The sequence below is a fragment of the Marinococcus sp. LNHM4E3-1 genome (assembly GCF_056034405.1).
Genome location: NZ_JBQLID010000008.1, coordinates 55623 through 82073 on the forward strand (window position 1 = coordinate 55623; position 26451 = coordinate 82073).

The 26451-nt window shown below is 43.0% G+C and carries 23 protein-coding genes; 2 read left to right on the top strand and 21 right to left on the bottom strand.

Annotated features, from left to right (window positions below; translation table 11 throughout):
- Positions 1-59: 59 nt before the first annotated feature.
- A complete protein-coding gene (locus ACTRXI_RS10270) occupies positions 60-893 on the bottom strand; it encodes a PIG-L deacetylase family protein (RefSeq protein WP_474262335.1) in 834 nt (277 codons plus the stop codon).
- A gap of 99 nt (positions 894-992) precedes the next feature.
- Positions 993-2579, bottom strand: coding sequence for a murein biosynthesis integral membrane protein MurJ (gene murJ, locus ACTRXI_RS10275; protein ID WP_474262336.1), 1587 nt, complete (start codon positions 2577-2579; stop codon positions 993-995).
- A gap of 80 nt (positions 2580-2659) precedes the next feature.
- On the opposite strand from murJ, the gene ACTRXI_RS10280 reads away from it, so the two are divergent.
- Positions 2660-3763, top strand: coding sequence for an acyltransferase (locus tag ACTRXI_RS10280; RefSeq protein WP_474262337.1), 1104 nt, complete (start codon positions 2660-2662; stop codon positions 3761-3763).
- Between the two features lie 63 nt (positions 3764-3826).
- Here ACTRXI_RS10280 and ACTRXI_RS10285 read toward each other — a convergent pair whose 3' ends face one another.
- The 5 genes from ACTRXI_RS10285 to ACTRXI_RS10305 all read right to left on the bottom strand — a co-directional run bounded on the left by ACTRXI_RS10285 (position 3827) and on the right by ACTRXI_RS10305 (position 12687).
- On the bottom strand, positions 3827-4879 hold the full coding sequence (locus ACTRXI_RS10285) for a glycosyltransferase family 4 protein (RefSeq protein ID WP_474262425.1): 1053 nt from the start codon (positions 4877-4879) through the stop codon (positions 3827-3829).
- Between the two features lie 114 nt (positions 4880-4993).
- On the bottom strand, positions 4994-6103 hold the full coding sequence (locus ACTRXI_RS10290) for a glycosyltransferase family 4 protein (protein ID WP_474262338.1): 1110 nt from the start codon (positions 6101-6103) through the stop codon (positions 4994-4996).
- A gap of 114 nt (positions 6104-6217) precedes the next feature.
- Positions 6218-8473, bottom strand: coding sequence for a cell wall-binding repeat-containing protein (locus ACTRXI_RS10295; protein WP_474262339.1), 2256 nt, complete (start codon positions 8471-8473; stop codon positions 6218-6220).
- 19 nt (positions 8474-8492) lie between these two features.
- On the bottom strand, positions 8493-10670 hold the full coding sequence (locus ACTRXI_RS10300) for a S8 family serine peptidase (RefSeq protein ID WP_474262340.1): 2178 nt from the start codon (positions 10668-10670) through the stop codon (positions 8493-8495).
- 22 nt (positions 10671-10692) lie between these two features.
- Entirely contained in the window at positions 10693-12687 is a 1995-nt protein-coding gene (locus ACTRXI_RS10305; protein ID WP_474262341.1) for an N-acetylmuramoyl-L-alanine amidase, read from the bottom strand.
- Between the two features lie 450 nt (positions 12688-13137).
- On the opposite strand from ACTRXI_RS10305, the gene ACTRXI_RS10310 reads away from it, so the two are divergent.
- On the top strand, positions 13138-15144 hold the full coding sequence (locus tag ACTRXI_RS10310; protein ID WP_474262342.1) for an acyltransferase family protein: 2007 nt from the start codon (positions 13138-13140) through the stop codon (positions 15142-15144).
- Between the two features lie 51 nt (positions 15145-15195).
- Here ACTRXI_RS10310 and fabZ read toward each other — a convergent pair whose 3' ends face one another.
- The 14 genes from fabZ to atpB form a co-directional block, all read right to left on the bottom strand.
- Entirely contained in the window at positions 15196-15618 is a 423-nt protein-coding gene (gene fabZ, locus ACTRXI_RS10315; RefSeq protein WP_027847263.1) for a 3-hydroxyacyl-ACP dehydratase FabZ, read from the bottom strand.
- Between the two features lie 22 nt (positions 15619-15640).
- Positions 15641-15895: a DNA-directed RNA polymerase subunit beta gene (locus tag ACTRXI_RS10320; RefSeq protein ID WP_474262343.1), complete on the bottom strand. Its 255-nt coding sequence runs from the start codon at positions 15893-15895 to the stop codon at positions 15641-15643.
- A gap of 33 nt (positions 15896-15928) precedes the next feature.
- Positions 15929-16753: a flagellar hook-basal body protein gene (locus tag ACTRXI_RS10325; protein WP_474262344.1), complete on the bottom strand. Its 825-nt coding sequence runs from the start codon at positions 16751-16753 to the stop codon at positions 15929-15931.
- Between the two features lie 43 nt (positions 16754-16796).
- Positions 16797-17585 (bottom strand): flagellar hook-basal body protein, encoded by a 789-nt coding sequence (locus tag ACTRXI_RS10330; RefSeq protein ID WP_474262345.1) that lies wholly within the window; start codon positions 17583-17585, stop codon positions 16797-16799.
- Between the two features lie 235 nt (positions 17586-17820).
- Complete coding sequence (gene murA, locus ACTRXI_RS10335; RefSeq protein ID WP_474262346.1) at positions 17821-19122, bottom strand: UDP-N-acetylglucosamine 1-carboxyvinyltransferase; 1302 nt, start codon at positions 19120-19122, stop codon at positions 17821-17823.
- 222 nt (positions 19123-19344) lie between these two features.
- Positions 19345-19632, bottom strand: coding sequence for a DUF1146 family protein (locus tag ACTRXI_RS10340; protein ID WP_462867443.1), 288 nt, complete (start codon positions 19630-19632; stop codon positions 19345-19347).
- Positions 19633-19929: 297 nt separating this feature from the next.
- On the bottom strand, positions 19930-20334 hold the full coding sequence (locus tag ACTRXI_RS10345) for a F0F1 ATP synthase subunit epsilon (protein ID WP_462867445.1): 405 nt from the start codon (positions 20332-20334) through the stop codon (positions 19930-19932).
- A gap of 27 nt (positions 20335-20361) precedes the next feature.
- On the bottom strand, positions 20362-21777 hold the full coding sequence (gene atpD / locus ACTRXI_RS10350; RefSeq protein ID WP_474262347.1) for a F0F1 ATP synthase subunit beta: 1416 nt from the start codon (positions 21775-21777) through the stop codon (positions 20362-20364).
- A 51-nt stretch (positions 21778-21828) separates the two neighbouring features.
- Positions 21829-22695, bottom strand: a complete 867-nt coding sequence (gene atpG, locus ACTRXI_RS10355; protein WP_022794571.1) for an ATP synthase F1 subunit gamma — start codon at positions 22693-22695, stop codon at positions 21829-21831.
- A gap of 40 nt (positions 22696-22735) precedes the next feature.
- Positions 22736-24244 carry a F0F1 ATP synthase subunit alpha gene (atpA, locus tag ACTRXI_RS10360; RefSeq protein ID WP_474262348.1) on the bottom strand — a complete coding sequence of 503 codons (1509 nt, stop codon included), beginning with the start codon at positions 24242-24244 and terminating at the stop codon, positions 22736-22738.
- A 15-nt stretch (positions 24245-24259) separates the two neighbouring features.
- The gene (locus ACTRXI_RS10365) at positions 24260-24808 is read right to left on the bottom strand and encodes a F0F1 ATP synthase subunit delta (protein WP_474262349.1); all 549 of its coding nucleotides are present in this window, start codon (positions 24806-24808) and stop codon (positions 24260-24262) included.
- The gene (gene atpF / locus ACTRXI_RS10370) at positions 24805-25296 is read right to left on the bottom strand and encodes a F0F1 ATP synthase subunit B (RefSeq protein ID WP_474262350.1); all 492 of its coding nucleotides are present in this window, start codon (positions 25294-25296) and stop codon (positions 24805-24807) included. The genes ACTRXI_RS10365 and atpF overlap by 4 nt, the downstream gene beginning before the upstream one ends.
- Positions 25297-25386: 90 nt before the next feature.
- Positions 25387-25599: a F0F1 ATP synthase subunit C gene (atpE, locus tag ACTRXI_RS10375; protein ID WP_022794575.1), complete on the bottom strand. Its 213-nt coding sequence runs from the start codon at positions 25597-25599 to the stop codon at positions 25387-25389.
- Between the two features lie 69 nt (positions 25600-25668).
- Entirely contained in the window at positions 25669-26397 is a 729-nt protein-coding gene (gene atpB, locus ACTRXI_RS10380) for a F0F1 ATP synthase subunit A (RefSeq protein WP_474262426.1), read from the bottom strand.
- Positions 26398-26451: the final 54 nt, after the last annotated feature.

Sequence of the window (26451 nt, forward strand, 5' to 3'; positions counted from 1 at the left end):
CACAGCTCACCCATGAAAAATAGTGGCTTTGGAAGCAGTCATTTTCTCTTTCAAGCACTTTACTTATCCCTTAATTTTCTTTGAATACTGGCATAAGATAATCCTTCCTTATAAATTCTTTCTTTGGCTTTTTTGTTTTGAAAATAAGCCCATAGTAAAGTCACTGTCTTGTTTGCCTGTTTAAAAAGAGCAGGGAAATTTTCCTGTTTATTTTTTATATATTCAGCGAAGTTTATAAAATCTCCTGCATCCTGGCCCAGAAAAACTTCCCCTGCTTTCATTGACCGTTCTGCGCTTAAATTGCTTTTGACTATATTTAAATTAATAAAGCCGTCAAAATCGATAGCCTGGGAAGCGAAAACATTGATTGTTTCTTGTTTTAAGGGCAATTCTTCTGTAATGTCGATTAACGTATTTATGTAAGCGACCGGAATCGGACAATTTATCTCATACATATATATTTTCAGCGAGTCTTTCACGTTAAAATGTTTTAACGATTCGGCTAACAAAATTGAAGTATTTACATGATCCAAATGGGCATCCACTAATACATTTGTATAGATAACATCCGGCTGAAAATCCTGAATGATGTTAAGCACGTTTTGAATGTTGCGTTCACTGATTTCTACATTGCCGTCGGGGAGAGTTAAATACTCTATCGAATCAAATCCCAGCATATACTGTACTTTTTCCATTTCACTCTTGCGCTGACTCGATAATTCTTCTCCTGAAAGAGAAGAAACGCTTTTTGAACCATCTGTCACTAATACTACTTTTACTTCTGCTCCGAGAGAAGTATATTTTTTAATCGTCCCCCCCAGACCAATAGTTTCGTCATCAACGTGCGGGACAAACACTAATACTTTGTTTGAGCTTAAAGGTTTTACAGGCACCTGTTTTGCCCGGTACTCGTGGTTTAATACTTTCAGCGTAACATTATTAATCGCCGGTTCCATGTATTTTATAAGATACTTCAGCTGTTGTTTCAATATTTATACCTTCTTTCTAAAATTAGTTATTAAAACCTTAAGAGCCTTCACTTTAAAAAGCCAGATGGATATTATATATATAAGCGCTCCTGCCAACGCAATGATCATAATAAGAAAAAAATTGCTGAAATTGTGAAGAACTTGAGTTTTGAGTAAAAATGTCGCGACACCCATTATTACTACGCTTAATGTTATTTTGGTGAATTCTTTCAGGACGTGCTTGTGATCTAATCCATTAATCGTTTTTGAAAAGACGATATAACAGGCAAGTGCGTAAAGCAAGCCAACAGCAGAAGATGCTAAAGGAATCCCCACATAACCTATCCAGGTGGTAAATATATAATTAAACACAGCGTTCAGAACCACAGTAATTAAACCGATAATTAAAACGTAGTGACCTTTTTTTAAAGTATAAAGTCCTTTGTTAGATACATTGTTCAAACTAAAAAACAGGACAGAGCCAAAATAATAATAGGCCACCTCACTAGTGTTTATAACCGCTTCTTCACTAAAGGCTCCTCTTTGATAAACAAGACTTATAATGTTAGGCATTAACACAAACATGCCAACGATAGCAGGAATCACCACTAAGTACATTACATTTAATCCGTTTTCTATCCCCCGCTTAAAAGAGGGTTCATCATTTGCAGCCATCGCTTTCGCCAGCATGGGGAACATGATCGTTGCAATCGTAATACCAAAGATTTGCTGAGGAAAGTGAACCAAATTTTTTGCATAATTAATATATGTAACTACTCCCTCCTGGAAATAGCTGGCAAATACATTGTCTACTGCCAAATTAATTTGACCCACCATCACAGTCATAGCAACTGGGATAAAAATCCGGTAGAAAGCAGAGAGCTCAGGGAGATTTAATTTAGTGCCCAAATTTATCATATTCCGCCTGGATAAAACAGGAACTTTAAATACAAGCGAGATAATAGAACCAATAAGATAACCAAGTGCTAACGAATAGACACTCAGCTCTCCAGCAAACAAAACGGCACCTGCTATACTGGAAAGTATCACAATCATTTGTGAAAAAGCGGATAAAGAGAACAAGTTCTCAGCATCCAGGTATGCTTCCATTACAGAATTTATTCCTACAAATATAAGAGCAGCAAAAAGTATGATAGATACATTGACGGCGATATCCGTAGCTTCATTATTAAAGCTGGGGTATAAAACCCTGATTAAAACAGGCGATAATAACGCTCCAAGAACTCCAAACAGAATGCCTATATATACAATACTTTTAAGAATCTGGTTCAGGTAATTTTTCCCCTGATTAACATGCTTTGCCTCAATATACCCCGGGACCAAAGCGTTTTTCATACCATTAATCATAAACAAAAAAAGCATGTTAGGAATGATAAAAGCCGCTAAATATGCATCTGCTAAATAAGAATCACCAAAATAGAAGGCTATGGTCATGTCCCTTAACAAGCCGGAAATTTTCAAAAAAAGTGTTACAGTAATAAAAATGAGACTTGTAATACCTATTTTTCTCGTCAATAGCGCTCCCTCTCTATCTAGATGTATTGCCAAAGCAAAGTCATCATTTATTTTATCATATGTGTTTTGATGCATTTTCTTCCAATTCGCTTTACAATCCTTTCATACTATTCTTAAATAGGATCAGACAATGACAAAAATGAGGTATCTTATACATGAGGATCGAATCTATATATTATTTACGGTTTGTAGCAATGCTTCTAGTAGTGTTCGTCCACGTGACAGGCACATTTTCTACTACTCTCCCCCTGGAAAGTGGAGCCTATGAAAAATACCATTTTATTAACCGTATTGCCCGCATTGAAGCAGGCATTTTTATTATGATTACCGGGCTGGTGTTTTTCTATAATTTATTTCCCAAAACATTAAATAAATCTACTTTAAAGGATTATTATAAAAAACGAGTCACTTTTATAATCATACCTTATCTTATTTGGGCATTATTTTACGAGATGTATTCTGTCGCTACTGGCGATAGAGCCCTGGCTATAACAGAAATTCCCCAAAGAATTCTTACCGGCACCTCCTATTATCAATTACATTTTATATTTCTTATAGTGCAGTTTTACCTTTTTCTTCCTTTATTTGTTTATGCAGCCCAATCCAGCGTATGGCTACGCAAATACCTTTGGCTCGTTGGTTTTATAATTGAATACATATATTATTTTCTAAATTTAAAATTTGACTTGGTAGAATTCAGTTTGTTTTTCAATAGCCTTTCAACTTTTCTCTTAGGTGGATGGCTAGGCATTTATTATGTACAACAAAGAAAGAAAGCTTATTCAAATAGTAATTGGTTTTGGGGCACCATAACGTTAATCTTTGGGAGTTTGGCTGCCGTCTACTATTACCAGGTCTACGAGATGAACAATTACTATTTTTCCTGGGACCCCTACAAGCTAATTTCAATGGTTTTCTTATTTATAGGCAGCTTATTTTTCTTTCGTTTAGCAGAGCGAACCGCTCAGACTGCTTCTACCAAAATCACTGAATGCATAAAGAGGGTAGCGCTGTATTCCTTTGGTTTTTATTTAATTCATCCATTCATTTTAAAAGAAGCAGCAAGATTTATCCCTATGCATAACAATTATCTTTTTCATGTAGACATCCTGCTTCGCTACATTACTGTAGTTGTTTTTTGTTATTTAGTCATCTTTACTATTCATAAGCTCTCACCAAAAGCAGCCAGCCTGCTATTTGGAAAAATGCCTCCTGAAGCTGTGTTTGTTCTCTCTCCTTACAAAAGCAAATCAAAATAATAAGCACAATTAAAATCATAAAACTACTGGCCTTTATTACTAAAGAACCAGTAGTTTTTAATATTATTCTTTTGTTCCTCCAGAAATTTTTTTTAAGAATCTTAGGAACGGCCTGTAAGAATTACTGACTAATCCGACACTTTCCGCTAAAATTTCAATAGCAATAATCATTACTAACAATGCTACAATAGAAACCCATAGCGTTGAAAGTGTAAATACAACAGCAGCTACACTGCAGATAGCACTGATCAAGTATATAATTAGAACTGTCTGTCTATGCGTATATCCCAGGCGCAGCAGGCAATGATGTAAGTGCGATTTGTCAGGCGTTGAAAAAGACTGCTTCTGTAATGCCCGTCTGATTATCGCAAAGAGTGTATCAGAAATAGGAACGGCTAAGATGAGTAGAGGAACAATTAACGAAAAAACGGTTACGTTTTTAAAACCTAACAAAGCAATTACAGCAATCATGAAGCCAAGAAACAGGGCTCCAGAATCCCCCATAAATAGCTTTGCCGGATGAAAGTTGTGTACCAAAAACCCTAAAGTTCCGCCCAAGAGAGCGATAGCCATAGCAACGATGAAAATGTCACCCTGAACAATGCTCAAAGCTGAAATAGTGGCCAGGACAATCGCTGAAACCCCTGCTGATAAGCCATCCAGACCATCAATTAAGTTTATAGCATTGGTAATACCAATAATCCAAAGCAATGTAATAGGGATGCTTAAAAATCCCAATTCTAAAACTCCGCCGAACGGCAGGTTAATAAATTCTAACTGTACTCCTCCAGCTATCACTATAATGGCAGCTGCAAGCTGAGCAATTAATTTCATTTTAGCTGATTGTTCTTTTATATCATCCAAAGCACCTATTAAAAATACTAAAGTTCCGCCTGCAAAGATAAAAGGAAGATATTCATTTTCCGGTTTCAAAATGAAAAGACCTAATATAAAAGAAACGTAAATAGCCAAACCGCCTAAGCGTGCCATTTCACCTGTATGAACTTTTCGGTCGTTAGGATTGTCTGTCGCTCCTATCATAAAAGCCAGCTTTTTAACTAAGGGCGTTAATATCAACGCTGTTAAAAAGCATGAAACCAGAGCAATCGCTGTAATCATTAGGAATCCTCCCCGATTTGCCTGCATAAGAAACTTTATAAAGATTTTGAGCTTAACCTATAAAATTATACCATTAAACCTGCAGTAGAAATAGTTAGTTTATGCTTATATTTAATTATAATAATTTATGACCTTTTCATATATATTTAAAACATTTTTATTTAAATTATTCACTTCATTTTCTTCAACAAATATTAATGCTTTCTTGATCATTGTCTCTTTTTCTTCTTCATTAAGATTTAACATAGCAGAAATGTTTTCACTTAAGCTTTCGGGGTCACCAGCATTGGCCATTAAGCCTCTGCCTTTTGCAGCTATGTACTTAAGACCTCCAGCATCCGTAGTTACCACAGGTGTCTCGCAGGCCATTGCCTCTAAAGCCACTAAACCAAAACCTTCATTTCTTGAAGGCACTACAAGCATATCTACAGAGGAAAACCAATTTTTCAGTTCAGACTGAGGCTTAGCACCGTGAAAACTGACCGTAGCTTCCATATTTTCTTTCTGGATTAAATCTGTTATTTTCTCCTTGTAAGCCTCATTCTTGGCGCTGCCCACTACATGCAGTCTGATATTTTTTTCTTTTTCCACTGTAATTTTCCAGGCCTTCAGCAAATCTTCTATTCCTTTTTCTTCCACTAAATTTCCAACAAATAAAATATTTATTTCCTCTGAGTTCAATTGTGTAGCCTGTAGCGCTTCTACTTTTGGAACCGGATGAAACATTGCTTTATTTACACCCATACTAATTTGATTAATTTTATGGGAAGGCACTTCATATTCTTTTTGAACTTTTTCCAATAATTCTGGCCCCACCACAATCACATGATCCGCTTTTTTCAAAATAATGAAGGTAATACGTTTAAGGTACTCATTTTTTTCTGCCATTTTATTTATATCGCCTCCATGGCACGTAACCACGTAAGGGGTTTTAGTTAATTTTTTAAACATTAGTGCCAGCATACCGGAAGGAAAAGTATAATGCGCATGCACAATGTCTACTTTGGTTTTCAAAGAGTTTAATACTGTTTTGCCCCATCTATATCCCCACTGAAAATATTTTTTTATTACTTTCCCCCTGCTTGAAGAAGGTTGATTAATCCCCAGGACTAGTATTTCCTGGTCTTGTTTTGTTAATGCTTTCACCTGATTTTCAACAAATATTCCAAACTGCGGATGGTCTTTTGATGGAAACATGTTTGTAATAAATAATATATTCATAAGCGCCTCCAACTTTGTGATTGTGATTCATAGTTCTTCCATTATGGCATGTTAGCTCAAAAATAAAACAGTCTTTGCTAATATAATTATTAACAAAGACTGTTACTTTAAAGCTTACTTTTTGAATTCTAATGCACTGTTGGATCCCACTGCTGCTGTTCCTCCTATTACATAAAGTCCACTTGTCTTAAAGGAGGATTTCAGACCTATTGTTTCTGAAGGCAGGCCATTCGATTTTGTAAGGAGCAGAGGCGCTTGATTTTTTGCTGCTAGTACTGAGCCTGTAAGCGCGTCAGGAAAGTTCTCTCCATTCACCATATAAGCATTGTCTTTATTAAATTCTAATTGTTTTACAATCTCAGATGCTGTTCCATAACGAGTAGAACCACTTATACGTTCAGCGTTAGGAAGTTCTGAATACAGCTGCTTAGAAATCACTGCTGTGCCACCTACGGCTAGTGTTTCATCTGCCCCTTTTAACGTATCTTTAGTTGCCTGTGGCAGAGTTATCTCACGCGTGAGCAGAATGGGCTTTCCAGAATTAGCAGCATACGGTGCCGCTGCCAAAGCATCAGCAAAAGAAAAACCATTAGCTACTACATATTCATTACTTGGGTTCGATATTTTTTGTGAAATTTTTTGTGCTGTTTCGAAACGATCCTTGCCTGCTATTCTTGTCGATTGTACACCAAGATTATTCAGTTCGTTTTCAACGCTGCTTGATACTGCTGCTTCTCCTCCTAAAATAATAACTTCATTTGGGGAAAGCCTTTTAATTTCGTTTAAAGTTTCTTCAGGTAAGCTCTCTTGTTTAGTTAATAGGATCGGGGCATCTTCCTGATGAGCTAGCGGTGTACCTGCCAAAGCATCTGGAAAATCCACTCCTGTAGATAAAACTACCGTGTCTGCGCTATTCCACCCTTCTCTAGAAACTTCTACAGCCGTTTCATAACGAGTAGAACCGTCAAATCTATTATCGTTAATTTCGCCTGAGCGCACGTATCCGTTTTTTCCACTTGGCAACTCTACATTGTACCAGCCAAAATGATGCAGGCGATCAGAATCATACTGAATTGTATTTTTAATTTCTGCTACATCACTTTTACTTATGCCGCTTATAATTTCCCCGTTAATTTCATCGTATACAGGTGCTTCGCTTGTTGTGGAGATAATATCTTCTTTTTCAAAATTATGCTTTGTACGGGTCAATTTATGCTCAAGGTTATATTGTTTCTTTTCGTCGAAAGACATTAATGTAGGTCTGTTTTCATCAGGATAGGTGATTTTAAGCTTATCTGTAGGGAATGATTCCACATTTAATTCCCCGAAGGAACTTTTCATGTGCTGGAAAATAATATCCTGATAGGCTCTATTTGTTTTAGCAGGATCATTTCGGTCTGAAATACCGTTATAAGCCATAACAGCAAAATACCAATTATCAATAACTTCCTTCGAACCGTCATTTACTTGAGGAAGACGACCCATATCCCATTTGTTCAGTAAAATTTCTATGCCTACTTCAATGTTAAACTCGATATCATTCTTTAATTTTTCTTGAAAAGCCGGATCGTTTTCGTTTGGCAAACCAGTATATCCGGGAGAGACCTGCATAATACCAATTCCAATCCCGTCAAAACCAATTAACGGCTCTCCTCCTTCAAACTGGCGCCAGGAGCTTTCCTGCCAGGCGATAGCTTTTAATATTTCCGGAGGGATATTATTTTCTTCTGCTTTTTGAGTCAATAATTTATTTATTTCTTCTGCGGAAGGATTGCTCTGCGAAGAAAATGTGGTTATTTCTTCTTCATTTCCAATTTTATCCTGGAAAGCCTCGTTCGATACTGCTTTTTCTTCTTTTTCTTCAAAACCTTCTTCATTTCCGTTCAATACTACCATATCAACAATTGATGGTGACGCTTCATTTTCTTCCTCACTGAATTCAGGCTCGCCGTATATAATCTCTCCATTCACTACATCCACCAATCCGTGGTTTAATGAGTCGGACTCATAAAGCTTTTTATTATCCTCAGAAATGTTGTAAATTTCGAAAATTAATTCATTAGCACTCCCGGGTACACGATATTCTGTTAAAAGCAATGTTTGTTCGTTTACAGAAAGCTCAGTCACTTGAGAGGTTTTCAGAAATTCTTTATTAATTATAGTTTCTCCCTCAACTGATACCTTCGTACTTTCTTGATTATTACTGACCACGACCTTGCTGCCGTCCTCTAAAGAAACAGAATTTTTTTCATTTAATGTTTCAGACTCTTGCTTCATTTCTAATCCAGATGCCTGTGCTACAGTAGTATTCAAAGCAAATAGTAACCCTGCGACCGATAAAACGCATAACGATTTTAATTGGGTAAGCATTTTTACGCCTCTTTCTTTATTACCTTTTTTTAAGATCTGAGTTTAGCAATCTATTCATGTAATAATTTGAGTAAATGAGCGAATCCATTTGCCATAGTGTTGGACTGGTAATCGCTGCTTTTCCTCCTAAAGTGTAAAATTCCTCTGGAGGGTTGGCTTCATATTGTTTATTAGTTACGAATGCTCTTACTGAGTCTGGTATGGAATTACTCCGTGATAAAAGCAAACCATGGTTTTCTCTTCCAGCTAAGGCCCCGCCAGCCAAGGCATCAGAAAAATTTTCACCGGTTGCCAGAAGATAAGAATCTGCATCTTCGTTGAACCTCTTTGTTACCTCCAGTGCTGTTTCGTACCTCGTATTTCCAAATATTCTTTCAGCATTTGGCAGCTTATTCTTAACGGTATCGCTGATAACTCCTGTGCCACCTATTACATAAGCTTTAGAAAAATTGTACTCGTTTAAAAATTCTTGCGTTGCCTCTGGAATCATATCTTTTTTAACAAAGACAATTGGAATCTCTTTTTGATTAGCATATGAAGAAACTGCTAAAGCATCCGGGAAGTTCTCCCCTGAAACTACAATGACTTCTCCATTTGTCTTTGCGCTGTAAGAATTCAATTCGGCTGCCGTAGAATACCTGGTAGGCCCTGACAACCTTATAGTATTGAAATCATTTTCTGCTAAAACTTTCTCTATTTCCATGGAGATTGCGGCGGTGCCACCAGCTATAACGACATTATTCACTTGGAGGCGTTCTAGTTCTGCAATTGTTTTTTCACTTATCCGGTTAGCAAAAGTCAATAATATCGGTGCGTCTATTTGACCTGCTAAAGTATTGGCGGTTAAACCATCTGCAAAATTAGAATTATTTGCAAGAATTGCAGTTTTACCTGAAATACTTGTTAGCCCCTCGCTATTGACCTCAGTTGTGGGAACGCCCTCTGGCCACCCTTTCATTGATATTTCAATCGAAGTATCTACAGAAGTTTTTCCGGATAAACGCGATTCCGTCTGATATTTACTAAGTGAAGAAGACGTATCGATAGTGCCAAATTTGACAGAGTTATTACTGCTAGAAGGTTCTTCAATAAGATACCTGATCTGCTCAGTAGTTAAAGAGGGGTTATACGATTTCAATAAAGCAGCATAGGAAGATACAACAGGTGCTGCCATGCTGGTGCCGTTAGCTTCCACATATGGATAGGAACTTTTGCAACTACTAAACGGCCATCGGTCTCCTTTTGTACAGGTACTCAGTATACTGTCTCCAGGAGCTGTAACATCTACCCATTCTCCGTAATTAGAGAAAGAAGCCAAAGTTTTAGTCGATTCTTCTATTGCCCCTACAGATATTACGTTTTTTAAAGCCGCTGGGTATTGCTTTGTCGTTGAAGAGTCATTTCCAGCAGCGGCAACCACGATTATGTCTTTTTCTACAGCTTCCTTCACAGCATTTTCAACAGCCAGAGAAGGATTGTCTCCTCCAAGACTTAAATTGATAACATCTGCTCCATTTTCAGCAGCATAATTGATTCCTTTAGCAATATTTACACTGCTGATTCCAGTGGAATCACCGACTTTAACGGGGATGATGTTTACATTTCGACCAACCGAAGCCCCGCCTGTATTGTTATCAGTTATTGCTCCTGCGATACCAGCTACATGTGTCCCGTGTCCAACGTTGTCAGTAACTTCATTACTTTTTTCTATCACATTGTATGGCTTGATAATGGCTGACGAGAGATCTTCATGATCTTGATTGATCCCACTATCCAGCACCGCCACTACTGACTTATCTGAAGATGTGTAGCTATCCCACACTCCCGGTAGATTGATGTTTTGAAAATAGCCTTCTTGTTGTTCGTATAGTGGATCATTTGGAAATTCAAATAATTCATAAAATACTTCAAATTCTGCGTACTCAACTTCTGGATTTTTTTTTAATTCTTTCATCTTTTCTTCTGCTTTTTCTACTGGCACTTCAATAGTATTTATGTCCTGATCAGTATTAGCAGAGAATGTCTTAGATTTATCATTTTTAAATTCCACTACGATTGTTTTAGTTTCTTCTGCATACGTCACATGAGGAACAAATAAAAATACGAAAGCCCCTAAAAAAGCCAGAGAAATAAATTTCACATCATCAACTACTTTCTTCCATACATTATAAATATATTTAGAAAAAAGGAGCCCCAATTTAAAGGCTCCACTTTCTTATTTAATTCTCTTCGTGATACTTTTCGATTCCTTTATACATTGCTGTAGCAGCTTTATTTTGAAAATCACTGCTTTTCATTAACTTAGCTTCTTCGGCATTAGTAATGAAACCAAGCTCTACAAGGCTGGCTGGCATAGCTGTATTCCGGAGCACTGAAAAATTAGCGCTTTTTACGCCCCTGTCTTTAGTACCGACAGCTTTAAGTAATTCGTCCTGTACAGCTGCAGCTAACTCTTGTCCTTCTTCACTTCCAGGGTAATAAAACGTTTCCTGGCCAGTGACAGAAGTACTGTAAACAGCATTAGCGTGAATGCTCAAAAATGAATCTGCTTTAGCACGGTTAGCAATATTTGCTCTTTCCCTCAGCTCCACAAAGGTATCATTCGAACGGGTCATTATTACTTCTGCCCCTGCTGCTTCCAGCTTGTCTTTAAGCCTTAAACCTACACTCAATACGATGTCTTTTTCCTGGGCTCCATTCGCTACAGCACCAGGATCTTTACCACCGTGCCCTGGATCAATAGCTATAAGCTCGCCATCCAAAGCACTGGATACAGTACTTTTCGTATTGATATAGCTCATACTGACGTAACCATATCCATCATCATATTTAATTTTGGCCCAGTTGTTGCTGATTTCATATATTTCTACAGTTTGGCCATTTAATAAATAACCGATGCGTTCATCGCTTCCTGAAGGTCCTGAACGAACATTCAATGAATTACTCACATTCACAGTGCCTGTTTCAATTACTTTCTCTTCTGCTTTTCCTGTATCAATGTAGTTCATGCTGACATAACCATAAGAGCCATTATAATTAATTTTTGCCCAGTTATTACTTGTGATGTCGTAAATGTCTACTTTTTCACCTTTTGCCAGGGAGCCTATCCAATTATTGCTTCCGGACGGACCACTGCGGACATTTAAAGAATTAGTGACGTTTACTACAGTACCTGTTTCGATTATTTTGCCGTCACTTGGCTTTTCCTGCTCTTCACTGCTTGAATCATTTTCGCTTGAAAGACTTACTCCAAGATTACTTAAAGCATTATCCGATACTGCTGCACTTCCACCTAAAACGTATACCGGCTTAGAGCCTATATAGTTTTTCACCGTGCTGTTAGAAGAATCTGGTGGTGTAAGGACAATTGGCGCCTGGATTTTGTTTCCAAGACCCACCGCTGCTACTGCATCTGGATAATCTTCTTTGCTTGAGCTGATGGAAGTGCCTCTGGCCAATAAGTTAACTCCCCCGGAAAGATTCGCCCATTTCGCTGCATTCACACTGGTTTCGTATCTCGTACTTCCGTTAATACGTTCAGTAGCTATACCTTTATTCTTTAACGAAGACTCTAAGGAATCACTTACCGCTGCTGAACCCCCAAAAATAATAACCTTTTTAACACTGCTTGGGAGATCGGAAGGCAGGCTGGAGTTTCTGGATAAATAAATAGGAATGTTCTTATTTGCGGCAATACTTGAAGCACTTAATGCATCTGCCACCGTCTGTCCGTTAGCAATGATTGCTGTACTTGCATTAGATAATCCAGCTTGTTTATTTACTGCTGCTGCAGTGCTGTAACGAGTGTCTCCTGAAACTCTCGTTACATTTAATCCGTTATTTGTTAACTGACTTTTAACATTATTGCTTATTGCTTTCGTACCGCCTAATATGTAGACATTTTTTGCATTAAGTCGTTTAATTTCTGACAAAACCTCTGTATCAACACTGCCTGTTTTCGTTAACAATACGGGGGCGTCTGTACTTCCCACAAGACCTGCTGAGGCCAAAGCGTCTGCCGGCTCGTCAGATCTAGCTAGAATCACTGAGTTACTTGAGGACCAGCCTTCTTTAGAAAGTTCAACCGCAGTGCCTATTCTGGTATCCCCTTTGATTCGTTTAGAACTGGCTGCCTCTGTATCTAAAGGCACGAGTGAAAACAATAAAACAAATATCAGAACAGGGAAAACTATCATACGAAAAATGTTTTTCATTCTTACCCTCTCTTTCTTAAATTTATTCTAGTCCAATAATACTAGAAAAACTTAAGAAAAAATACACTGTAAAAAGGGTAAAAATGTAAGCACTAAAATATATCTTTTGTTTTCTCTTATTTTCTTGTTTATACTCATTATTACTTATACATTGGTTACATGTTACTCAATTAAATTAATCCATTATTACTGTATGTTTTTTACACATTTCGATTCGCTGTGAGGTTATTTTTCTTACTGCTTAATTTAAAATTGTGTATTATTGAAATGGGTTCAGGGTGGATTCGTTTACATGTGATAAAATAATGTATGATAAATATCGGAAAAGGCAGGGATCATTTTGAAAGATGAAACAAAGAATAAATATTAAGTACATAAATTTAAATTATAATTGACTGGATTAATGTAATATTTATACTTAGAAAAGCTTAATGCATGGAGATGTTTATAATGAATGATTTAAGAACACCCGAGAAAAGGTTTCGACCCGAAATTGAAGGGGTACGTGCTGTAGCTGCTTTTTTAGTGGCTGTCTATCACATCTGGCTGGGTTCGGTATCAGGCGGGGTGGACGTATTTTTCGTCGTTTCCGGTTACTTAATTACTACATCACTTTTATCGAGGTTTGAACGTGAAGGAACAATTAATCTGCCTGAATATCTACTAGGACTAGGCCGCCGGCTGCTGCCTCTTGCTGTAATCGTTATTTTATTTACGATGGCCGGCTCTATTCTGCTCCTGCCTCAATCCCAGTGGAACCAGATTGTTGCAGAAATGTTTGCTTCGGCGCTGTATTTTCAAAACTGGGAACTGGCTACGAGCGCAGTAGACTATCTGGCGCAAAATAACGATGCCAGCCCATTCCAGCATTTTTGGGCTCTTTCCATTCAGGGACAGTTTTATGTCACCTGGCCTCTACTTATACTGGCTGCTTATTTTCTTGCAAAAAAAGCATTTAAAACGCCTGTTCGTAAAACCCTGCTGAGCGTGTTGACTATTGTCTTTGTTGTATCTATTAGTTACTCTATCTACATTACTTCCATTAATCAGCCCTGGGCTTATTTTGATACGTTCGCCCGGGTATGGGAGTTCAGCCTTGGCGGCATTGTCGCTTTGCTTCTTCCGTACCTGTCAGTGAGGAAATCAATTGGTTTTTTTCTTGGCTGGCTGGGATTGGCAATTGTCGCTTTAACAGGGCTTGTCCTCCCTGTATCCACCATTTTTCCAGGCTTTGCTGCTTTGCTTCCAACCACCGGGGCTCTGCTGATTATCACAGCAGCTGAAAACAGCAGCCGCTTCGGGGTGGACAAACTGCTGGGCTCCAAGCCGTTTCTATACTTCGGCAGCATTTCCTACGGATTTTATTTATGGCATTGGCCGATTCTTATCTTCTATTTTGCCTATTTCGACAACACAACGGTATCGCTCAAGGGCGGCATTGCTATTATAGCTCTTGCCTTCGTCGCTTCGGCGCTCTCTGTCAAAGTCATAGAAGCACCCATAAGAAAAATTAATATCAAACAATCAAAAACAAAAGTAGTAACGGCTCTGGTTGTATTTCTGCTTCCGGCCCTTACGGCAGCTGGAGTATGGGATAATTACGTCGAAAAAAGTCAATCCACTATCAGCGAAGATTATACAGTTACGGACTACCCAGGGGCCCGGGCAATATCAGAGGATATTGAACCGAACCCTGACATTGACCCCCTCGATAATGTGGTGCAGGCTGAAAGCGAGATGCCGGAATTTTATTCTGAGAGCGAGTGCTATTCCGATCTGGAGGAGACGGAAATCAGCATGTGTTCTTACGGGGACACGACCGATCCCGAATATACCATTGCCCTGGTAGGCGGTTCTCATTCCGGCCACTGGTTTCCAGCCCTTGAAAAAATGTCTGAGGAGCTGAGCCTGCAGATCGATGTGTTTAATAAAGATGGCTGCCGTTTTTCTACAGATGATTTTGACGGTACACTTTCTGACTCATGCATGCAGTGGAATGAAGATTCCATTGAACCGCTGAAGAAAAACGATCCTGATTTACTTTTTACTACCGCTAATGTAAATGCTGGAGGCACCATACCAGAAGGCTACCTTGGGATCTGGGAAGAATTCGAAGGCCATACGGAAATATTCGCGATACGGGACAACCCGAGAATGCAGGAGGACATCCCTACCTGCCTGGAAGAAAGCGACGATCCGGCCGATTGCGCCGTACCAAGAGATGAAGTATTATCTGAAAACCCTCCGTGGGAAAATACAGAAGAAGAAGAGATTCCAGACAACGTTACCTTTGCTGATATGTCGCCTTATTTTTGTGATGACGACACGTGTGACCCTGTGATCGGCAACGTCATTACTTTTCGGGACAACCACCATATTTCCACCCTTTATTCCCGAACGATGGGGCCAGCCCTTAAAGAACACATTGAAGATGCATTAGAGGAAAATGATGAATAGCAGCAGACAATAAAAAAGGACTGCAGCCGGCTCTGGCTGCAGTCTTTTTTACTATTGAATCGCAAACATCAGGTCCGCTTCTGCTACGACCTTGCCGTCTACGGAAGCTGTGCCTTTTCCTTTAACGATGGAGCGTCGCTGTTTGGTGACCTCCATTTCAAGGCGCAGCTGGTCTCCCGGCTTCACCTGCCCTTTGAATCGGCATTCATCAATGCCTGCAAACAGGGCGAGCTTTCCTTTCATGTCTTCCTGCTGCATCAGCGCGACGCCGCCGGCCTGGGCGATCGCTTCAATAATAAGCACTCCCGGCATCACCGGATAGTCAGGGAAGTGCCCGTTGAAAAACTCTTCATTGGCGCTGACATTTTTAATGCCTACCGCCCGCTCCCCGGGTTCTACCTCGATAATTTTATCGACAAGCAGAAACGGGTAGCGGTGGGGAATAATCTCTTTAATTTGTTCTATTGAAAGCATCATTTTTTCCTCACTTTTTATGCTAATTTCCTCGGATTAACCGGTAAATCTCCAGCCAGGTCGATGGGTTTAAAGCCTGAAAAGGGTTGCCTCCCCCGACCGCATAGCCGATCATCAAGCCGATAATCGAGCAGATAAAAGCCAGAACTAAAATAATAATCAGCCAATGCCACCAGAGCAGATGCTGAAGACGTGCATGTACCTTCTGCGCGCCTCTTTTCAGCTGCGCTTTTCTATTCGGCCTGGAAGTCCTTGTATGGTTGTCCTGATTGTTCATATGTACTATCTATGCTCCCTTAACCGCAAAGACTTATCGAATACTGTTAATTAATCCAAGCATCTGGTCTCCCTGCGTCAACGCGCGGGAATTAAACGAGTATTGTCTTTGGGCATTCATCATATTTACTAATTCATTCGATAAATCCACATTAGACTGCTCGACCATTCCCTGCTTTACGCTGGACGGGTCAGCTTCTATAACCATATCATCTTCCGCTGCCCCGAGTCCATCTAAATCCTCAAAACGATACCGATTGCCCCCGACAGACGTTAACGCCTGTGGGCGCTCTACCTGTACCACGCCAAATGAACCAAGGTTCACTGTGTCACCGGCTGCCGTTACAGCTGTCAGTTCCCCGTTTTCCTGCATTGAAAACTCTGAAGCTCCTGCAGGAATATCAAATCTTCCTCCGGCTTCGTTTAATACAAATCCGCCGTTCTGATCAACGAGTGTATAGCTTCCAGGCGTCTCAGGGTTTTCTGACAGATACAGCTGCCCGTCTTTTGTATATTCAACCACCCCGTCTTCTGCTTCTATCTGGAAAAAAGCATCCGTGTCCTCAAGAGCAAAATCGAGCTCCCGTTCACTCTCTTTCAGCGATCCCTGCTCCATGCGAAGCGCTGTCTGGCCGACTGATGCTCCGCCGCCTGTTCGTATCCCCGGAGGAGTAAGCCGGCCGGTGCCGTTTTCCGGCATTGGCATGTTGTCCTGCTGCTGGTACATCATTTCACTGAATGTCGCCTGTCGTGATTTAAATCCAGCTGTCTCCGCGTTGGAGAGGTTATTGCTGATGGTATCCATCTGCTGCTGGACAGAGCCCATGGATTGAAATGGTATGCGTAATCCCGAATACATGCTCTCTTCCTCCTGAATTCTATTTTATAGGTTCACCCTATAGTTAACCGAGCCGTCCGACTTCATTCACAGCCTTTTCCATGCTGCGGTCATACGTCTGCATCACTTTCTGATTGGATTCGAACATCCGGTACGCTTCCATCAGCTCCGTCATCGCCTGGGTGGAGTCGGTGTTGGACTGTTCGAGAAACCCCTGTTTCATCTGATAGCGGACGTCTTCATTATCCGCTGCAGCGCCAAGCTCCTCCTCCGCTTCAAAAAGACCCGCTTCGGTTTTGACTAAATCGTTGGTGTCCGGTGCATAAGCCACACCCAGCTGACCGGCTTCCCCACCGTTTTCAAGCAGCACCGTGCCGTCTTCAGTAATTTGAAAATTTTCATTTCCCGTTTCCACAGGGGCGCCTTCGTTATTTAGTATGTATTGCCCCTCCGAGGTCGTTAAAAATCCTTCTGCATCCACTGTCCAGTTTCCGTTCCGGGTGTAGGCCGTTCCGTCTTCTCCCTGGACCGTGAACAGCACTGTACCGTTTTCATCCGGCACCTCTGCTTCGAGCAGAGCAACATCGGCTGGCGCGTTAGTTTCCTGCAGCTCTCCCGGAGTAAACGAAGGAGTCTGGTCCTGCATGTAGACGCCTGTGCCAAGTGAGCCGATCGTATGCGGCCCTTTTCCTGCATTTTCCGCATGCAGCAGCTGCTGCGGAAACGTCCGGATCGCACTTTGATCGGATTTGTAGCCCGGTGTGTTGGCGTTGGCAATATTATTGTTCAGCATATCCGTTTTTCTCTGCTGGGCTGTCATCCCCGACGCAGCGTTATAAAAACCCCTCAGCATAATTGTATTCCCCGTTTCCGTAATGTAGGCCGAACGTAAGCCTGGCTGGGCATGCTTCTATCTTTAAATCGTCCACATTTATAATTAGTTCTATTTTACCACAAACGTCTAATCCGAGGAATATACGCCTGCATTTAGTGAAGTATATCCTATTTTACCGGATACTATATACCTACTCTTAAAGCATAAAAAGACCACCACTGAATAGTGATGGCCTGCTTTATTGAAAACTTAATTAAGAGCGTTGGGCTGTTTTCATGGAAGTATCTGCTTCCTCGTCTGCATTTACGCGTTTTACATTTGCGCCGAGACCCTGCAGCTTTTTATGAAAGTCTACATATCCACGGTCAAGGTGACGGAGCTCTGTTACCGTTGTTTCTCCCTCTGCTACGAGACCAGCAACGATCAAAGCGGCGCCTGCACGGAGGTCGGTAGCTGACACTTCAGCACCCTGCAGTTTTTTCGGACCGCTGATAATAGCCGTGCGCCCTTCAATTTTGATGCTTGCGTTCATACGCTGGAATTCTTCTACGTGCATAAAGCGGTTTTCAAAAACCGTTTCTGTAATAAGACCGGTGCCCTTTGCCTGGGTTAGAAGCGCCATAAACTGCGCCTGCATGTCTGTTGGGAAGCCAGGATGCGGCATCGTCTTAATATCGACCGGCTTTAAAATATCCGGGCCGGTGACAAGCATGCCTCCGTCGCTTTCTTCAATTTTCACACCCATTTCCCGCATTTTTGCTACAAGCGGGCGTAAATGTTCGTGCATTGCTCCTTCGACGAATACTTCTCCTCCGGTGATCGCAGCAGCAATCATAAAGGTTCCTGCCTCAATCCGGTCCGGAATAATCGTATGCTCCGCTCCGGTTAATTTATCTACACCTTCAATGCGGATCGTGCCGGTTCCGGCGCCGCGGACTTTGCCTCCCATGGCATTAATAAAGTTGGCAAGGTCCGTGATTTCCGGCTCTTCTGCGACGTTTTCAAGCGTTGTCGTACCTTCTGCAAGAGCAGCGGCCATCATGATATTTTCTGTAGCACCAACACTTGGAAAATCAAGATAAATGCGTGCTCCCTGCAGGCGTTTTTCTACCTTCGCTTCGATATAGCCATTACCGATTTCCACGTGCGCACCCATTGCTTCAAATCCTTTCAGGTGCTGGTCGATCGGGCGGGAGCCAATCGCACATCCCCCCGGAAGTGCGATGTGGGCAATCCCTTTTCTTGCCAGAAGCGGACCCATAACGAGAAATGAAGCCCGCATTTTGCTGACATATTCAAACGGAGCTTCCGTGGAGAGGTCTCCCGTGGCGTCAGCTGTCCAGCGGTGGTCCTCGTAATTAACTTCTGTTCCGACATGGCGCAGAACATTGGAGATCGTGTCTACATCTGCGAGAGGCGGCACATCATAAAGTGTGCTTTGCCCTTCTTCTGCCAAAAGAGTAGCTGCAATAACAGGCAGAACCGCATTTTTTGCTCCTTCTGCTTTGACGGACCCCTTTAGGCGTCTGCCTCCCTGTACAATAATTTTATCCAATTTAATTCCCTCCGCTATACTTATGCATATTATCTTTTTGTGCTGCGTACTTTACCTGAAAGAGTTGTGCTTTTTTTCGTCCATTTGTCTAACCTTTTCATTAGTCGCTTCCCGTCTCAAAACGTTACAGAGGTAAAGAGACAGTTTTTTCCGTGTCCATTTCAACAGCATCGATGAGTTTCATACAGAATCCTTTACCCGCTCCCGCATTTTCATAATCTTTTATGCCAAAAGTGTGAAAAACAGGTAACGAAGATACAAAGAAAAATCAAAATAATCGATAAAGAAGCTGCTTACAGAGTAGCTGATTGCAATAGCGAACAATATAATCAAAAGTCTTCCCTTCAGGCTTTCCGGCCTCCGGATAAAAACGTCAAACCGAAACGCCTGCAGACACCACCAGGTCAGGATAAAAAAAGAGAGATGAAGCAGGATATGTATTAGTGCTTCCTGGCCGTCCGGATTCATGCCATCATGCCTTTCTTTGTTGCTGTACAACGTTCTTTGCAAATTTTAAGCCACGTTTCAGAATAACCAAATGCATAAGGGAAAACAAGAGACGAAGGTTCTGCTACTATGTGCGGCGGTCATTGGATTCACGAGATCTTGTACTATTTTTATAAAAGTTTGTATAACTATAAGCATATTTTATTATAAAGGATTCATAATCAAACATCTATAGTTCTATCTTCTTTAGAAACGCAGGTGCTGCTACTATTTAATTTCACTATTCACTGCCGGGGCCATACTCATATAAAACAAAAGAACCGTTTCTCCTTTTGGAAAAACGATTCTTCAGATGTAACTTTATGAGCCTTCGGAAACCTTCAGTCGGGTATTGGCCCGTTTTAACGCAAGGCGTGCCCGCATGATGTCAATTTCCTCTTCATTTATTCGGTCCAGTCGTTCCTCCGCCCGCTCTTTGGCGATGCGGGCTCGTTCCGGATCGATCTCTCCTGGAGTTTCTGCAGATTCCGCTAAGATATTAACGGCGTCAGAGCGGACTTCTACGAATCCTTCACTCACAGCCAGTAATTTTACTTTGTTGTCATACTTAATGCGGACTGCATCAATCTTTAGAGGAGCCACGGTTGGAACGTGGCCGGGGAGAATCCCCATTTCGCCACTTTCCGCACGAACACTGACCATCTCTACTTCTCCATCAAAGACGGACCCGTCCGGAGTCACTACGCTGAGATGCATCGTTGCCATCTGTGTTCTCCCTCCCCCGTGTCGTCCTTAGGACATAGATTTTGCTTTTTCCACTACATCTTCAATCGGGCCGACAAGGCGGAAGGCGTCTTCCGGTACGTCATCGTGCTGCCCGTCAAGAATTTCCTTAAATCCACGCACTGTATCCTGCACGGATACGTACGTACCCTTCTGGCCGGTAAACTGCTCTGCCACGTGGAAATTCTGCGAAAGGAAGAACTGAATGCGGCGGGCACGGTTTACCGTGAGCTTGTCTTCTTCGGAAAGCTCTTCCATCCCGAGAATTGCGATAATATCCTGCAGCTCATTGTATTTCTGGATCGTTTGTTTTACCTGCTGGGCGACATCGTAATGCTCCTCACCGACAACCTCCGGTGCAAGCGCACGTGAGGTGGAAGCGAGTGGATCCACGGCAGGATAAATGCCCATTTCTGTTAACCGGCGCTCCAGGTTAGTTGTCGCATCAAGATGGGCAAACGTTGTTGCCGGTGCCGGGTCCGTATAGTCATCGGCCGGCACATACACTGCCTGAATCGACGTAACCGATCCTTTTTTCGTGGAAGTGATACGTTCCTGCAGCTGACCCATTTCGGTCGCAAGCGTTGGCTGATACCCAACGGCGGACGGCATCCGGCCGAGGAGGGCGGATACTTCCGAGCCTGCCTGCGTGAAACGGTAAATGTTGTCGATAAAGAGAAGCACGTCTGCCCCTTCTTCATCACGGAAATGCTCTGCCATTGTCAGGCCGGTCAGAGCTACGCGCATCCGGGCACCTGGCGGCTCGTTCATCTGGCCGAACACCATGGCTGCTTTGTTAATAACGCCAGAATCGCTCATTTCAAAGTAAAGGTCGTTCCCTTCACGGGTACGCTCCCCTACCCCTGCAAACACGGAGATACCGCCGTGCTCCTGGGCAATGTTGTTAATAAGCTCCTGGATAAGTACCGTTTTCCCTACGCCGGCACCACCGAACAGGCCGATTTTTCCGCCTTTTACGTAAGGGGCAAGCAGGTCTACAACTTTAATGCCTGTCTCAAGCACCTGCGTTTCCACAGCGAGCTCGTCAAATTGTGGCGGCTTACGGTGGATTGGCTTGCGCTCGACGCTGTCCTCCACCTGCTCTTTCATATCAATAGGTTCACCAAGAACGTTAAATACGCGGCTCAGCGTGTCATTTCCAACCGGGACCGAAATAGACCCTCCTGTGTTGGTCACTTCTGTTCCGCGGATTAAACCGTCTGTCGAAGACATCGCGATCGTCCGCACGGAGTTGTCGCCCAAATGCTGCGCAACTTCGAGAGTAACTTCAATTGCATCCTTATTTTCCGTGGCCGGCTGTGATACGCGGAGCGCGTTGTTTAGTTCCGGAAGCTGACCGCTTGGGAACTGAACATCAATAACCGGTCCCAAAATCTGAGTAATTCGACCGTTTTTTTCACTCATTGTAATTGTTCCCCTCCTTACTGTCCGGCTCGGCCGGACGAAATGATTCTTCTATTCAAGCGCAGCTGCACCGCCGACGATTTCGGTAATTTCCTGCGTCACGGCCGCCTGGCGGGCACGGTTATAGGAAAGGGTTAAATCATCGACCATGTTGTTGGCGTTATCGGTTGCTGCACTCATCGCTGTCATCCGGGCCCCGAACTCACTGGCTTTGGCATCAAGCAGGGCGCCGTAGATTAAGCTTTCCGCATACTGCGGAAGAAGCTGCTTTAAAATCGCTTCCGGCGAAGGCTCGTATTCATACTGGGCTGTGCCTTTGCTGTCCTCTTCACTTACTTCCTCCGTCAACGGCAGCAGTTTCTTTTCTGTTACCTTCTGCTGGATCGGGTTAATGAAGTGGTTGTACCAGATATACAATTCGTCTACGTCTTCATTTGCATACAAATCAACGGCAAGACGCGTAACGTTTTTAATATCGTTAAAGGACGGCTGGTCCGGCAGACCCGTAATTTCATCGAACATTGGAATGCCGTAACGTTTTAACAGGTCCCGTCCCGTCCGGCCGATTACAATCACACTGTATTCGTCCTTTGACTGGTGACGCTCCCGCAGCTTTTGCATTAAGTCCCGAAGAATGTTCGAGTTATATGCCCCTGCAAGCCCCTGATCTGTAAATATGGCAATGTAGCCGGTCTTCTTTACAGGACGTTCTTCAAGCATGGGGTGGGAGATACCGCTGCTGCCGGCAGCGATGCCGGAAACAACGTCTTTAATTTTTTTCGTATACGGCTCATATCGCTGAGCATTTTGCTGGGCCTTATTCAGCTTCGACGCAGAGACCATTTCCATGGCACTTGTAATCTGCTTCGTTTTTTTCGTCGACTGGATACGGCCTTTAATTTCTTTTAAGGAAGCCATCTGTTCACCACCTTTTGAACCTTTTTACGTTCGGCACTCTTTATTTTGAAGGGTTAAATGACTTCTCAAACGATTGAATCGCCTGTTTGAACTCTTCTTCGTCCGGAAGTTTTCCAGTGTCACGAATACCTGCCAAAAGCTCTGAATGACTTGATTCAAGATACGCAAGCAGTTCTTTTTCGTAACGGCGGATGTCGTCTGTTGGGATGTTGTCCAGGAATCCTCTTGTCAGGGCAAACACAATTGCGACCTGCAGCTCCATCCGAAGCGGCTGGTGCAGTCCCTGTTTGAGTACTTCTACTGTTCTTCCCCCGCGGGCCAGTTTGTCCTGTGTCGATTTGTCCAGGTCGGAACCGAACTGGGAGAAGGCTTCAAGTTCACGGAACGATGCCAGGTCCAGACGGAGCGTACCGGATACCTTTTTCATTGCCTTCGTCTGAGCCGAGCCGCCGACACGGGATACGGAAATACCCGGGTTGATGGCTGGACGGACGCCGGAGTTGAAAAGGTTCGCCTGCAGGAAGATCTGGCCGTCGGTAATGGAAATCACGTTTGTTGGAATGTAGGCACCTACGTCCCCTGCCTGGGTTTCAATGATTGGAAGAGCGGTCATTGAACCAGCGCCTCTCTCATCACTCAGTTTTGCTGCACGTTCGAGCAGGCGGGAGTGAAGGTAAAAGACGTCCCCTGGGAAGGCTTCACGGCCCGGCGGGCGGCGAAGGAGAAGGGAAAGTTCACGATAGGCGTTCGCCTGTTTTGTTAAGTCATCATACACAATAAGCACGTGCTTGCCGTTGTACATAAACTCTTCGCCCATGGAAGCTCCGGCATACGGAGCCAGGTAAAGCATTGGTGCAGGCTCGGAAGCTCCGGCGTTTACAACAATCGTGTAATCAAGCGCGCCTTTCTGACGGAACGTATCCACGACTTCTGCCACGGTGGAGTCCTTCTGTCCGATAGCCACATAAATGCAGATAACGTCTTCCTCCTTTTGGTTCAAAATCGTATCGATCGCAACTGCCGTTTTACCGGTCTGGCGGTCGCCGATAATGAGCTCACGCTGGCCGCGTCCGATAGGAATCATTGTGTCCACGGCTTTAATACCGGTCTGGAGCGGTTCGGATACCGATTGACGGTCCATAATTCCCGGTGCTCCGCTTTCAATTGGACGGGATTTGGTCGTGTTGGTGGAGCCGAGTCCGTCTACAGGCTGGCCAAGTGCGTTAACTACACGTCCGAGCAGCTCTTCGCCGACCGGCACTTCCATGATGCGGCCGGTCCGTTTGACCTGGTCGCCTTCACGAATTTCTTCATAGGCGCCGAGAATAATAATACCCACGTTGCCTTCTTCAAGGTTCTGCGCCATACCCATGACGCCGTTTTCAAATTCCAGAAGTTCACCGGCCATCGCGTTGTCCAGGCCGTAGGCGCGGGCGATACCGTCCCCTACCTGAATGACGATGCCGACTTCTTTGGACTCTGTTTCCGCTTCAAACTGTTCAATCTGCTGTTTAATTAAAGAACTAATTTCATCGGGTTTGATACTCACCAGGATTCACCCCATTCATGATAAATTCGTTTGCGTTATATTACGCTGCAAGCGGTCTAGCTGACCTTGAATGCTTCCGTCAAAAATTGTATGTCCAATGTGCACCTTCATGCCGCCAATGAGCGAAGGATCCACTCTGTTTTCAATATAAAGCTCACGCTTTCCGACCCGCTGGGCAAACTTGCGGGAGACTGCCTGCTTCTCTTCATCCGTTAATGGCTTCACGGTATAAACGACCGCGTTGGCAATGCCGAGACGGTCGTTAATCAGCGCAATTACTTCCACTGCCACTTCATCAATCAGGTGAAGCCGTTTCCGGTCAAGCAGCACATTCAGCATTGAACGGCTGCGCTCACTCCAGGAACCAAATGTACTCGCAATGAAAGACTGCTTTCTTTCACGGCTGATCGACGGGTATCTGAAAACCTGAGCAATCTCCGGATGCGTGTGGAACACTTCGAGCATCGCTTCCCATTCCTGCTTGGTCTCTTCAAGAGCCCCGTGTTCTTCCGCACTCTTTAACAGTGCACGGGCATAGCGTTTCGCCAGGGTTGGATTACTCATAAGCGACCGCCGCTTTCCTGTACGTATTCCTGAATCAGTTTTTCCTGTTCTTCTTCATCTAATTCTTTTTCAATAATTTTCGTCGCAATTAACACAGAAAGCTGGCCAACCTGGGCACGAAGCGCTTCAACTGCCTGCTCCCGCTCTCTCGTAATATCAGCGAGGGCATTATCTTTCACACGGTTAGCTTCTTCGTGGGATTCCCGGATAATTTCCTTGGACTGCTCCTGAGCTGTTTTACGGGACGTTTCAATGATGGACTGCGCTTCTTCGCGCGCTTTCTCCATTTCCACCCGCTGCTCTTCTAAATATTTTTCCGCTTCCTGACGGTGATTTTCCGCTGTCTCTATTTCATTGGAAATGTGATTTTCACGTTTTTTCATCTGCTCCACAATTGGACCCCAGGCGAACCGGCGAAGCAAAAGCAGTAAAATGACAAACGTAAAAAGTGAGAAAAGCACATCTCCGAACGCAAATGTAGATGGCAAAAGATTTCACTCCTTTCTTAGATATACAAAAGGAATGGCGAAGCCAGTTCCCCCACTCCGCCATTTTGCTTCCCTTTCCAAAACGTATGTTTATTGGAAAAGCGTGATAAAACCAACAACGACTGCGATGATCGGCACTGCCTCAACAAGACCGATACCAATGAACATAAGTGTCTGCAATCTGCCGCCAAGCTCCGGCTGACGGGAAGTACCGTCGATTGCCCCTTTGATTACGATTGCGTTACCAATACCTGCACCAATTGCTGCTAAACCTGCTGCGATTGCAGCTGCTAAAAGACCCATGTGCAAATCCTCCTTAAATTAGTTTAAAAATATATTGTTGTTTCGTTGTTTCCGCAGATGCTGCTGTGATTAATGATCCGTTTCCACTTTGTGTGAAATGTAGACCATCGTTAGTACCAGGAAGATAAACGCCTGGATAAAACCGATAAACAGGCTGTATCCCTGCCAGGCAACCATTGGGATAATACCAAGAGCGGTACCGATTGGAAAGGTTGTACCCACCGTCGCCAGAAGCGTCAGCAGTATCTCTTTGGCATAAAGGTTGCCGAAAAGCCGTGCCCCGAGTGTCAATGTGTTGGTGAACTCTTCAAGAATGTTAATCGGGAAGAGAAATTTCTTTGGACGGAAGTAGTTCTTTCCGTACTCCTTCGCTCCGCGAAGCTTGATGCCGTAGAAGTGTGAAAGCACAATTACCATAACGGCCAGTGTCATCGTCACAACCGGATCAGCCGTCGGTGATTTCCACCAAAGCACGTGAGTTTCATCATTAATCAGCATGAACGGAATCCCGAGCAGATTCGCTACCAGTATGAACAGGAAAATCGTAATTCCAAGTCCGAAGAAACGTTCTCCGGTTTTCCAGTCCATGGTGCTTCCAATCATATTGCGGACGAATTCAATTACCATTTCAAACACATTCTGCATGCCAGTCGGTCTCATAGAGAGAGTCCGCGCACTCACCAATCCAATGATGAACACAATGGCTGCTGCAATAGTCAGCATCATGACATTGGAAAGATTGATGTGGAAGCCGGGTATACCAAACAAATCATAGATATACGGCGATTCGTGCTCTATATTCAAGTCTCAGTCACCCCTTTACTATGTTAGTCGATTGTGCGCTGCAGCTGA